The sequence below is a fragment of the uncultured Ruminococcus sp. genome (assembly GCF_946415235.1).
In the GTDB taxonomy this organism is placed as follows: domain Bacteria; phylum Bacillota; class Clostridia; order Oscillospirales; family Ruminococcaceae; genus Ruminococcus.
This window is the reverse complement of sequence record NZ_CAMKRR010000030.1, coordinates 17408-29023: the sequence shown is the minus strand read 5'-3', so window position 1 is coordinate 29023 and position 11616 is coordinate 17408. Positions and strand designations below refer to the sequence as shown.

At 47.6% G+C, this 11616-nt stretch carries 11 protein-coding genes; 8 read left to right on the top strand and 3 right to left on the bottom strand.

The window, feature by feature from the left end; all coding sequences use genetic code 11:
- Positions 1-131: 131 nt before the first annotated feature.
- Complete coding sequence (locus tag Q0R37_RS07780) at positions 132-347, bottom strand: LysR family transcriptional regulator (protein WP_294753070.1); 216 nt, start codon at positions 345-347, stop codon at positions 132-134.
- A 235-nt stretch (positions 348-582) separates the two neighbouring features.
- Here Q0R37_RS07780 and Q0R37_RS07775 point away from each other — a divergent pair, with 235 nt between their 5' ends.
- Complete coding sequence (locus Q0R37_RS07775) at positions 583-798, top strand: hypothetical protein (protein ID WP_294753069.1); 216 nt, start codon at positions 583-585, stop codon at positions 796-798.
- 13 nt (positions 799-811) lie between these two features.
- Positions 812-1303: a helix-turn-helix transcriptional regulator gene (locus tag Q0R37_RS07770; RefSeq protein WP_294753068.1), complete on the top strand. Its 492-nt coding sequence runs from the start codon at positions 812-814 to the stop codon at positions 1301-1303.
- Positions 1304-1415: 112 nt separating this feature from the next.
- Here Q0R37_RS07770 and guaA read toward each other — a convergent pair whose 3' ends face one another.
- On the bottom strand, positions 1416-2969 hold the full coding sequence (gene guaA / locus Q0R37_RS07765; protein WP_294753067.1) for a glutamine-hydrolyzing GMP synthase: 1554 nt from the start codon (positions 2967-2969) through the stop codon (positions 1416-1418).
- 374 nt (positions 2970-3343) lie between these two features.
- Here guaA and Q0R37_RS07760 point away from each other — a divergent pair, with 374 nt between their 5' ends.
- The gene (locus tag Q0R37_RS07760) at positions 3344-3946 is read left to right on the top strand and encodes a hydrolase (RefSeq protein ID WP_294753065.1); all 603 of its coding nucleotides are present in this window, start codon (positions 3344-3346) and stop codon (positions 3944-3946) included.
- Positions 3947-3959: 13 nt separating this feature from the next.
- Entirely contained in the window at positions 3960-5549 is a 1590-nt protein-coding gene (locus Q0R37_RS07755) for a DUF1653 domain-containing protein (protein ID WP_294753063.1), read from the top strand.
- 56 nt (positions 5550-5605) lie between these two features.
- Here the strand turns inward: Q0R37_RS07755 and Q0R37_RS07750 are convergent, their stop codons facing one another.
- Entirely contained in the window at positions 5606-7294 is a 1689-nt protein-coding gene (locus tag Q0R37_RS07750) for a GGDEF domain-containing phosphodiesterase (RefSeq protein WP_294753060.1), read from the bottom strand.
- A gap of 369 nt (positions 7295-7663) precedes the next feature.
- On the opposite strand from Q0R37_RS07750, the gene aroB reads away from it, so the two are divergent.
- From aroB to Q0R37_RS07730, 4 genes are read left to right on the top strand one after another with little or no spacing between them, the layout of a single operon-like run.
- Positions 7664-8704, top strand: coding sequence for a 3-dehydroquinate synthase (aroB, locus tag Q0R37_RS07745; protein ID WP_294753059.1), 1041 nt, complete (start codon positions 7664-7666; stop codon positions 8702-8704).
- A gap of 2 nt (positions 8705-8706) precedes the next feature.
- Positions 8707-9939, top strand: a complete 1233-nt coding sequence (aroA, locus tag Q0R37_RS07740) for a 3-phosphoshikimate 1-carboxyvinyltransferase (protein ID WP_294753057.1) — start codon at positions 8707-8709, stop codon at positions 9937-9939.
- Positions 9920-10996 carry a chorismate synthase gene (gene aroC, locus Q0R37_RS07735; protein WP_294753055.1) on the top strand — a complete coding sequence of 359 codons (1077 nt, stop codon included), beginning with the start codon at positions 9920-9922 and terminating at the stop codon, positions 10994-10996. The genes aroA and aroC overlap by 20 nt, the downstream gene beginning before the upstream one ends.
- An 11-nt stretch (positions 10997-11007) precedes the next feature.
- A complete protein-coding gene (locus tag Q0R37_RS07730) occupies positions 11008-11601 on the top strand; it encodes a DUF4364 family protein (RefSeq protein ID WP_294753053.1) in 594 nt (197 codons plus the stop codon).
- Positions 11602-11616: the final 15 nt, after the last annotated feature.

Sequence of the window (11616 nt, the reverse complement as noted above, 5' to 3'; positions counted from 1 at the left end):
CAGAATACCAGTGCAGAACGGCATTTTCATCACCAACAAAAGAAGAAAAGCCTTCTGCTTGCGCTGCCTCTGCCAGTCATCACAGCGTGTCATAACATACCAAGTGCCGTTTTTGTCCTTGTATACGGGCATCAGTCCTCACCCTCTTTCTTTTCAGGTGCTTTCACCGGGTGCTCTGCCGAGTACACTCTCTCGTTGAAATACTCACGGTTCACTCTGCCTGTGATGGTGATGTAGCCCTTTGCGTCAAGCTCCTCGTTGAGCTGCTTGATGATCTTGTATGCATACGGAACGGAGATCTCCATGATCTCTGCGAGTTCCTCTGCACGGATAAATTTTTCTGACATAGTAGTCAACCCTTTCTTAAAATATTGTTCTGTGTGGTATCGGGCGCATTTGCGTATCCGATAAGCAAAATTCTCTATCTAAACATATTTGATTAGTCTTATTATACTAAACATTTTTGCTTTTTGTCAACCCCTAAATCAAAATTTTACTAAATATTTTTGTTTAGTATCTATTGACTATCCTAAACAAATATGTTATAATGCAGTAAAGTCCTTATTTTTTGGAGGTTTTATTATGATTATTTTGGAGAAATGTGTTTTCTGTAAGCATCATACATATACGGATAAAAGTGTTTTAGGGCATTTTAAGAGCTTTTGCAAGGCCTTTCCAGATGGTGATGGTATTCCCGGTCAGGTTAGGGATCAGGAATATGATGCAGAATGTGGGAACGGGTATAAATTCGAGCCAAGAGATGAATTGAAAGATAGATTTCCAACAGAACATAATTAAGGAGTGAACCACCATGTCAATTATCGGAGATAAGATACACCGCATTCGTGATTTCAGAGGAATGACGCAGAAACAGCTCGGTATGGCAGTCGGCTTTGACGAGAAGTCTGCCGATGTCCGCATCGCACAGTATGAATCAGGCACTCGCACACCCAAGCAGGCACTTGTCGAATTGCTTGCCGAGGCATTGGACGTGAACCCTCGCTTCCTTGCCGATGATGAGATACTCGGAGCGGAAGGCGTTATGGAGCTCCTCTTTGAGCTTGACGAGCATTACCCGATCAGTATTGTAGACTGCGAAGACGAGGACGGCAACAGAAGAAAGGGCATTGTTTTCGGCTCTATCCTGATGACTGACCTCCTTTCTGAGTGGCAGAGACGAAAAAAAGACCTTGCTGACGGTAAGATCAGCAAGGCCGAATATACAGAATGGAAGCTTAACTGGCCGAAAACGACCGATGACTGCGGAAAGCATGAACCTGCGAAAGAGTGGCGCAACCTGTAAGCCACTTGAAGCGCAGAATAATTCCGCTCAGCTCCCTGTTATCAAATTGTTATCACTGAGATTTTGAGACTTCGGAAATGGCGTATCTACGCCGTTTCTGAGGTCTTGTTTATTATTCCCACTCCACAGTTCCCGGGGGCTTTGAGGTTATATCGTAAACTACTCTGTTGACGTGCTCGACTTCGTTGCAGAGGCGGTTTGATACCTTGGCAAGCACATCGTATGGTATCCTTGCCCAGTCTGCTGTCATGAAGTCGTCCGTAGTTACGGCACGGATAGCGATAAGGTGGTCATATGTACGGTGGTCACCCATTACGCCGACTGTACGCACATCGGGAAGGACTGCAAAGAACTGCCTGAGCTGGTCCTCAATGCCGCTCTTGCGGATCTCGTCGCGGAAAACAGCGTCGGCTTCCTGTAATATCTTTATTTTTTCCTCGGTTATCTCACCGATTATACGAACTCCCAGACCGGGACCCGGGAACGGCTGACGCCATACGAGGTCATGGGGGATACCCAGTTTTTCGCCGACCTGTCTTACCTCGTCCTTGAAAAGATCGCCAAGGGGTTCTATAGTACCTGCGAACTTGATATCATCGGGCATTTTTACCATATTGTGGTGAGTTTTTATAACTGCTGTGCTTCCGTGACCTGCCTGATTGCCCCTGCCCGATTCGATACGGTCGGGATAGATAGTTCCCTGTGCGAAGAAGCCGTCCGTGCCCTGTTCTCTGATCTTATCCCAGAAAACATTATAGAACTCTGTGCCTATTATCTTACGTTTCTGCTCGGGATCCGTAACTCCCTTCAATGCTGCAAGGAACTTGTCCTTACAGTTGACGCGGACAAAGTTCATATCGAAAAGTTTTGTGAAGGTCTCCTCAACAAAGTCTCCCTCGTTCTTTCGCATAAGTCCCTGATCCACGAAAACGCAGGTGAGCTGCTTTCCGACTGCGCGGCTGAGAAGTCCTGCCGCAACAGAGGAGTCAACTCCGCCCGAAAGACCGAGGATAACCTTTTTATCGCCGATCTGCTCGCGAAGCTTTGCAACTGTATTTTCTATAAAGTCGTCCATTACCCAGTCGCCCGTGCAGCCGCAGACATTGTAAAGGAAATTATGCAGTATCTGCTTGCCGAACTCGCTGTGAGTAACCTCAGGGTGGAACTGTACTGCATATATCTTCTTATCGGGAGCTTCAAATGCAGCGCATGGACAGTCATCTGACTTGGCAGTAACGCGGAAGCCGTCGGGGAGCTTGCTTACGAAATCGGTATGGCTCATCCATACAACGCTTTTTTTCGGAACGTCCTTAAACAGCAGGCTGTCGGTATCCTGAGATATCTCGATCTTTCCGTACTCACTTTTTTCGCAGCTTTCAACCTTTCCGCCGAGCGTATAGGCAACGAGCTGGCAGCCGTAGCAGATACCGAGAACGGGCACGCCGATACTGAATATCTCCTCTGAAATATGAGGTGAACTCGGATCGTAAACGCTGTTCGGACCGCCTGTGAAAATGATAGCGGTGGGGTTCAGCGCTTTTATCTCGCTGATTGGCGTGTCGAATCTCTTGATCTCGCAGTATACGCCGCACTCGCGGACTCTTCGTGCGATGAGCTGGTTATACTGACCGCCGAAATCAAGTACGATACAGAGCTGGTTAGACATAAGTCCCTCCTTAACTTCCGCTTTACGGCAGCGGACGCCGTATTTTGTCTATGTAGGGGGGCGATGCCCACATCGCCCCGTCCAAACATAAAATAAATCAAAACAGGCGGATGCAGGCATCCGCCCCTACACAGAATGTTTTGGAACGCCGAGGGCGGCGTTCCCTGCTCAACTTTGCACACAAGTGCAGTATCATGTTTTAATTATGCCATATTTCAAAGGAAATTTCAAGAGCCTGAAAGGATTTTTTTGCCGCCTGTAAAGTTGTATTACCAATTATAGTTAAAATTCATAAAATAATCATATACACCTATTGAATTTGGTTGCATTTTGTGGTATACTATATATGTATCGAAGAATAAGGGAGTATATAAATGACACCAAAAGAAGAATTTATCTCAATATATAAAGAAAACATCAAAAGAGAGGGAGCTGACAAGCTCCTGGAGTACCTCGAAAAGAGTGATTTCTTTACAGCACCCAGCAGCACACGCTACCACGGTTCATATGAAGGTGGTCTCGTTCAGCACAGCGTGAACGTGTACCACTGCCTTAAAGATTACCTTTCACGGCCCCGTACCAAAGAGCTCTACGGTATGGATTACTCGGACGAAACGATCGCGCTGGTATCGCTCCTTCATGACGTCTGCAAGATCAATTTCTATACCGTCGAGATGAGGAACAAAAAGAACGAAGAAACGGGACAGTGGGAGAAAGTACCATATTTCGCAATAAATGATACCCTACCATATGGACACGGAGAAAAATCTGTGTACATACTCTCAGGCTTTTTCTACGGAGACAACCGTCTTACCCGCGAGGAAGCATTTGCAATACGGTACCATATGGGCTTCTCGGGAATTGAGGACAAAAATACCATCGGCAGGGCACTTGAGATGTACCCACTCGCTCTGGCACTGAACGTGGCCGATATGGAAGCCTCTTACTACCTTGAAGGCTCAAATAAAAAAATGTAAGGAGTTTTTTATTATGAACTGGTATGATAATGCTATTATCTATCACATCTATCCCCTTGGCTTCTGTGGGGCGCCGAAGTTCAACGACGGGATCGAGGATGTGACGTACCGACTTGACAAGATCCTTGAATGGATACCTCATCTGAAAGAGATGAACGTTGACGCTGTGTATTTCGGACCTGTTTTTGAGTCCGTGGAGCACGGCTATGATACCATTGATTACAAAAAGATAGACCGCCGTCTGGGCGATAATAACTCGTTCCGCTTTATATGTGACAGACTTCACGAGAATGGCATACGCATTATCCTTGACGGAGTTTTCAATCACGTAGGCAGAAGATTTCCCCAGTTCATGGATGTGCAGGAAAAGGGACAGTCGTCGGAGTTCTGCGGCTGGTTCCAGAACCTGAATTTCGGCGGCTCGAGCCCATATGGCGATCCGTTCTGGTATGAGGGCTGGAACGGTCACTACAACCTTGTTAAGCTCAATCTTCGCAATCCCGGAGTATGTGACCATATAATCGACGCAATCGACTACTGGATAGAATCTTTCGACATCGACGGCATCCGCTTTGACGCCGCTGACTGCATAGACTTCGATTTCTTCAAGAGGATAAGAAGCTTCTGCAAGGGCAGAAAGCCTGATTTCTGGCTGGTAGGCGAGATAATCCACGGCGATTACAACAGATGGGCAAATCCCGAGATGCTCGACAGCGTCACGAACTATGAGTGCTATAAGGGGCTGTGGTCCTCCCACAATGACAAGAACTACTTTGAGATAGACTACTCCATAAACAGACAGTCAGGTGCAAACGGCGGTATCTACCGCAATATCAATCTCTATAACTTTGTAGACAACCATGACGTAAACCGTCTTGCCAGCACTCTTCACAATAACGCACATCTGCCACTTGTTTACACTCTCATGTACACTATGCCGGGAATACCTTCCATTTACTACGGAAGCGAATACGGCGTTGAGGGCAGAAAGGAGAACAACACCGACGATAATCTACGTCCGTGTCTTCATCTGAACGACCTTTCCGAGCACGGAAACAAGTCCCTTTACAATCATATCGTAAAGCTCGGACGTATTTACCGCGCTTATCCTGCGCTTAGAACAGGCAACTACGAGCGTATAATGATAACCAATCAGCAGCTCCTGTTCAAGAAGACACAGGGTGAGCAGACGGTATATGTAGCTCTCAACCTTGCCGACTATGAGTACGATCTCAGCTTCCAGACACACATGACAGGTCTTGTTGACGTATTCACAGCCGAGCCGCTCAGGATAGAGAACGGAAATGCCAATGTCCGCATGAGGCCTTATACGGCAATGATAATAGTTGCAGATGATATAGTAAACACAGAGCCCGAGGAAGCCGAGATAGTCAAGGACGAGGATACCGAACTCGTTATCGGCGGAAAGTATCGTCACTTCAAGGGCGGCGAATATGAACTCCTTGCCGTTGCAAGACACAGCGAGACAATGGAAGAGCTTGTGGTTTACAAGTCCCTCAAGGACGGCGAAGTATGGGCGAGACCAAAGTCCATGTTCATAGGGAAAGCAGGTGACGCCAGGCGATTCACAAAGATCGGCTGACGAAAATGAATAATATAAGCGCCGATACAATATGTATCGGCGCTTTTGTGTATACGCTATCTGTCATACTTGAAATCGTCAACGAGACGGGTCTCAAATTCTTTTACAGGCAGCGGCCTGTCAAAGTAGAAGCCCTGTGCGAGATCGCAGCGGTTTTCCTCAAGGAGCTTCACCTGTTCCTTTGTCTCGACTCCCTCGGCAATACATTCCACGCCCATTTCTCTGCCCATTGCGACTATATGGCGGAACATTATGCTTTTCTGTATGGGGTCATCCTTTTCGTAATCGGGAAGCAGGCTCTTGTCCAGTTTCAGAACGTCCCACGGTACTTCCTTGATGAGGTTCAGGGAGGAATAGCCTATGCCGAAGTCATCGACGGATGTAGCTATACCGACCTCTTGAAGCCCCCTTATGATGCGTTTTAGTTCCTTGAACTCCACATCGGTAGTGGTTTCCGTAAGCTCTATCTCGATATATTCATGGGGGACTTCATGCTTGTCTATGATATCAACGATATGACTGAGGAGATCCATGTCGGAGAGGTGGCGGCGTGAAAGGTTCACCGAAACTCTTACCGCTCTCACGCCCGTATCGAGCCAGCGGCGTATATCACGGCATACCATGTCGAGCATATAGAAGTCCAGCTTGCAGATATCGCGGCCCTGTTCGAGAACGGGTATGAACTCGGCAGGGGGAACGAGCCTTTCGTTGTGGAACCATCTGCAAAGAGCCTCCGAGCCTGCAACGGTACGTGTCCGTATATCGACCTTTGGCTGATAATATACGAGGAATTCCTGCTTTTCGATAGCCTTCGGGAAGCAGGCGGTTATCTCGTTATTCTGCTTGCTTTGTGCGAGGAGAGCGTCATCAAAGAAAACAACGTCCTGCTTTGCTGAGCCTCTTGCAAGGTAAAATGCCATACTTACACGGTCCATTATATCAGTGGGCAGTATGAAGCTGTCCATATCTGGGATAACGTATACACCTGCCGTTGCGGAGATGAATATTCGTTCAGACCTGCTTTCATCGTAGGTTATGCCCGTACCGCTGAGAAGCTCCAGCACTTTGTCCAGCTTGTCCTGCTTTATGAGAGTAATGAAGTTGTCTCCGCCGATACGGCAGACACATTCATCGGAGCAGTCTGTGAGACTTTCAAGCATACCGATGAAGCGCTTCATTACTCTTGTGCCGTTTTCTCTGCCTATCTGCTGATTGACGATGGAAAAACGCCTGAGATTGAAGTATACTGCGGCGAATTCGTCAATAGTCTCCTCTTTGTAGAGCTTTCTGACCATCATCATGAAATGGCGGTGATTGTACATATTCAGGTCACTGTCGAAGAAGGTGAGACGGTGCGTAAGTGAGAGCAGCCTGAACTTGCCGTTGAAGGTACTGAGAAGCATTATAAAAATGTCTATCCTGCTGCGCTCGTCATCTGTCCACGGTTCGGTGTCGTTCCCGACGGTTACGCGGTAAACCGCGATCTGCTCATCGGCAGTGAGAATCCTTTTGCTTATATATTCCCCGAGGCAGGGTGAGCCGCAGTTATAGAAGCGGTGAACATTAGCAAGCCCGAGGTGTTCGGCTGCCTCGTTGTCATAGACGAGCATCTCCACCTTGCCGATCCTGAGTATCCTGCATATATCAGTCATAGCTTCAGCCATGAAGTCAGGGGTGGGCGAATCGACATTCTGCATAGCTGAAATGAATTTTTCAAGCGCTTTTGTATATTCATCCGTTATCATATGCGATCCACCTCCCGTAAAAATGTGTTTTTATTAAACTATACTAACATTATAGCATAACAGTTAAAGCGAATGATTGATATTTTGTGAACATAATATGAACTGCACCTATGAGACATAAGAAAGTTGAAAATTAGTGTGGATTATGCACAATCCGAAAAGGCTCGCTTTAGGTATTAATGTGAAAAAAACAGATAAAATTAACAAATCATGAAGCTGATTTTCTATGTATCGTACAACAATTATTCAGCGATTAAAAGTTTTAAAGCCGAAAAGTGTTGACAGCCCTTACAGTGTATGGTATAATTTTTATTAGCATCGTGAAACTGATGTATTTCAGTTTCGGAATTCGTTTCGGAGGTCGGCAGAATGAAGAAGATAAGCATAAAAACAAGCCATCCTTATGAAGTGCTGATAGAGCGCGGAGGACTTGCAAAAAGCGGGGAATACATAGCTAAGGTCACAAATTCGAGAAAAGCAGCTGTTATTACTGATGATATCGTCGAAAAGCTGCATTTGCAGACCGTTCTTGACTCAATGAAGGCTGTGGGATTTGAATGCAGCGTCTTTGTTTTTCCAAACGGAGAACCCTCAAAGAGCCTCGCAAATCTCGGAAATATTTATGATTTTCTCTGTGAGAGCAATATCACGAGGTCAGATATCATCGTTGCTCTCGGAGGAGGAGTAGTGGGCGATATCACGGGATTTGCCGCAGCTTCCTATCTCAGGGGAGTTGAATTCGTGCAGATACCCACGACTCTGCTTTCACAGGTGGATTCATCTGTAGGCGGCAAGACTGCCATAGATATCCTCGGAGGAAAGAACCTCGTAGGTGCTTTCAAGCAGCCTGCACTGGTGATCTGCGACAGCGACGCACTGAAAACTCTTCCGCAGGAGATACTCTCCGAGGGAATGGGCGAGTGCATAAAGTACGGTATGATACGCGATGAAAAGCTTTTTGAGCTCATGGAGTCACACGATATTGAAAATATAGACGATATAATGGACGAAATGGTATACAAATGCATAGATATCAAGCGAGCGGTGGTTGAAAATGATGAGTTCGACAGGGGAGAGCGCATGATTCTCAACTTCGGTCATACACTCGGACATGCCCTTGAGGGCTGGCACAACTATACAGGCTTCTCTCACGGTGAGGGAGTCGCAGCAGGTATGTGCATGATAACGGACAGGCTTGCACCTCAGCTCTCGGAGAGACTGAAGAAGTGCTGTGCAGCATATAAGCTCCCCACAGGAAGCGATATCCCCATGAGTGAGCTGCTGCCATTCTGCTCAAAGGACAAAAAGAACGAAAAGAAAGACATAAACTATATTATATGCAGGGAAGTCGGCAAATGCGAGATAGTAAAGGTACCTTTCACTGAATTCTGCCGTCTTATGGAGGGCTGAAAATGGATATCAGCATAAGACCTTCGGTATTGCGCGGAAAGCTCGACGTGCCTGCGTCAAAGAGCTGCGCTCACCGTTCCATAATCTGTGCGGCGCTTGCCGACGGAGTTTCTCACCTCAGCGGTGTCACCATGTCAAAGGACATTGAGGCTACTATCGGGGCAATGACTGCTCTCGGAGCTGAATTCACCGTAAACGGCGGTGATATCACCGTTAAGGGAACTGGAGGAAAAACTGCGGACAGCTGCGTTATAGACTGCAACGAGAGCGGTTCAACGCTCCGTTTTATCATACCTGTTGCGGCTGCAATAGGCAAAAGCACCGAATTTCACGGCAGGGGAAGGCTCCCTCAGCGCCCCATAGATATATTTATACGTGAGCTGGGCAGAAACGGTGTGAGCTTCGACTATCACAACACCATGCCGTTTACCGTTTCGGGCGGACTCAGAAGCGACATTTTTGAAATAGAAGGCGATGTGTCCTCACAGTTCATAACGGGACTTCTCTTTGCACTTCCGCTGCTTGACGGTGATTCCGAGATAGTTCTCACTTCACACCTCGAATCCCGTCCCTATGTGGATATAACCATCGAAACTCTGCGCCGTTTCGGTGTTTCCGCTGAGGAAACGGAGCGTGGCTTCCGCATAAAGGGCGGACAGAGATACAGAGCCCGTGACGAAAAAATAGAGGGAGATTATTCTCAGGCAGCCTTCTTCTGCGTGGCAAATGCTCTCGGTTCGGAGGTGGAGCTGCACAATCTCAATGAAAACAGTGTTCAGGGCGACAAGAAAATCCTTGAAATTATCAGTGATATGTGTTATAATGGCAATATCGGACATTACAGAGCCGACTGCTCGGATATTCCCGACCTTGTACCCGTACTTGCCGTGCTGGGAGCATTCGGAAACGGCGACTCTGTCATTTATAACGCTAAAAGACTTAAAATAAAGGAAAGCGATCGTCTTGCGAGTACCTCTGCCATGCTGAATGCACTGGGCGGAGACGTCACTGTTACCGATGACGGACTTGTTATCCGCCCCACAAACGCCATGCACGGCGGAACGGTGGACAGCTGCGGCGATCACAGGATAGTCATGGCTGCTGCCGTTGCGGCTACGCGCATAGACGGCGAGGTGGTCATAAAGGGTGCTGAGGCTGCCGAAAAGTCCTATCCTGCTTTCTTTGACGATTACAAAATGCTCGGAGGTAAAGCAAATGTCATCAGTATGGAATAACAGGATATCCATTTCCATGTTCGGAGAAGCTCACGGTCCTGCAATAGGAGTGACTGTGGACAATCTTCCCGCAGGGGAGTACATCGACGCCGAAGCTCTCGGAGAGTTTATGGCGAGGCGGTATTCCTGCGGAGGTATTTCCGTTAATTCCATGCCGCATATAATGTCGGGAATATTCAACGAACGCACAACGGGCTCACCGCTCTGTGCTTTCCTTCAGAATACCGAGACTTCCGCTCCTCAGCACGAAGAGCTTGACAATCTTGTGCGCCCGGGACACGCCGATTATACAGGCACGCTCCGCTACAAGGGCTTCAACGATGTGCGCGGCGGCGGTCATTTTTCCGACAGACTTATAGCTCCGCTTTGCTTTGCGGGAGCTGTCTGCGCTCAGATACTTGAAAGACGCGGTATCTATACGGGAGCGCATATACTTCAGATACACAACATAAAGGATAATCCCTTTGACCCCGTGAATATAACCCGTGACGGCGTTATCAGCGTCAGGGAGAAGAAATTCCCCGTTATAAACGACCGCAAGGGCTGGGATATGATAGAGGACATAAACAAGGCTCACGAGGGCGGCGAGTCCCTCGGCGGAGTCATCGAGTGCGCGGCGGTGAATGTTCCTGCGGGAATAGGCTCTCCCGTGTTCGACGGACTTGAGAACAATATCGCTCAGCTGGTGTTCGGTATCCCCGGAGTACGCGGACTTGAATTCGGTGCGGGCTTTACCTCTGCAAAAATGGTGGGAAGCCAGAACAATGATGAATTCTACGTTAACGACCACGGCCATGTACTCACAAAGACCAACAATCACGGCGGCATAATCGGCGGTATATCTTCGGGTATGCCTATAACCCTCAGAGTTGCCATGAAGCCCTCGGAGTACACTGCAGGCGTTCAGACGGCTGTGAATTACCGTGATATGACCAGTGAGACCGTTGAGAGCGATATGCATATCCCATGCACTGTTCCTGCCGCAGTCCCTTGTGTGGAAGCAGCTGTAAATATAGCGCTTCTGTCCCATATGCTGGATTATCCGAATTTCTGTTAAGGTGAAAAACTATGCAGGACGAAAATATAATGAAAATGGCGGAACGCGCCGATACCGAGATTAGGGACGTTCCTACGCTGAATATTCTTCTTTGCTATCTGCTTTATAAAATAGACCGTCCCGTAAGTCCCGAGCAGCTTTACGATATAGCTATCGGTACGGGGATAATAAACTATTTCTACTATCAGGACTCGATCGGCTATCTGTTGAAAAACGGACTTGTTTCCGCCGAAAAGGACGGGAACGGCAATGAGAACTATGTACTTGACCCGAAGGGCAGGGAATGTGCCAAGCAGCTGAAAAACTATGCTCCCAAGTCCTACAGGGACAAGCTCGTACTGGCGGCTCTGCGTTATTTTACAAGGCTAAAGTACGAAAAGGAGCTTAAGATCGAGTATGAGCCCGTGGGAAACGGTTATTATACCCATGTAAGGTGTGTGGATACGGGCTTTGACCTTATGGATCTCAGGCTTTATGCTCCCGACCTTACTCAGGCGAAGCTGATAGGGGAGAAGATACTTCTCAATCCTGCGGGTTTTTACGGAAAGGTCATAGAAGTGGCTCTTTCCAATGAAGAACCGCCGTACGACCTCAGTGACAATTAAATGCAATAATAACTC

Bases quoted from the DNA above. Each gene is read 5' to 3' on its own strand.
- Q0R37_RS07780 (WP_294753070.1), bottom strand. From the start codon at position 347: ATGTCAGAAAAATTTATCCGTGCAGAGGAACTCGCAGAGATCATGGAG.
- Q0R37_RS07775 (WP_294753069.1), top strand. From the start codon at position 583: ATGATTATTTTGGAGAAATGTGTTTTCTGTAAGCATCATACATATACG.
- Q0R37_RS07770 (WP_294753068.1), top strand. From the start codon at position 812: ATGTCAATTATCGGAGATAAGATACACCGCATTCGTGATTTCAGAGGA.
- guaA (WP_294753067.1), bottom strand. From the start codon at position 2,969: ATGTCTAACCAGCTCTGTATCGTACTTGATTTCGGCGGTCAGTATAAC.
- Q0R37_RS07760 (WP_294753065.1), top strand. From the start codon at position 3,344: ATGACACCAAAAGAAGAATTTATCTCAATATATAAAGAAAACATCAAA.
- Q0R37_RS07755 (WP_294753063.1), top strand. From the start codon at position 3,960: ATGAACTGGTATGATAATGCTATTATCTATCACATCTATCCCCTTGGC.
- Q0R37_RS07750 (WP_294753060.1), bottom strand. From the start codon at position 7,294: ATGATAACGGATGAATATACAAAAGCGCTTGAAAAATTCATTTCAGCT.
- aroB (WP_294753059.1), top strand. From the start codon at position 7,664: ATGAAGAAGATAAGCATAAAAACAAGCCATCCTTATGAAGTGCTGATA.
- aroA (WP_294753057.1), top strand. From the start codon at position 8,707: ATGGATATCAGCATAAGACCTTCGGTATTGCGCGGAAAGCTCGACGTG.
- aroC (WP_294753055.1), top strand. From the start codon at position 9,920: ATGTCATCAGTATGGAATAACAGGATATCCATTTCCATGTTCGGAGAA.
- Q0R37_RS07730 (WP_294753053.1), top strand. From the start codon at position 11,008: ATGCAGGACGAAAATATAATGAAAATGGCGGAACGCGCCGATACCGAG.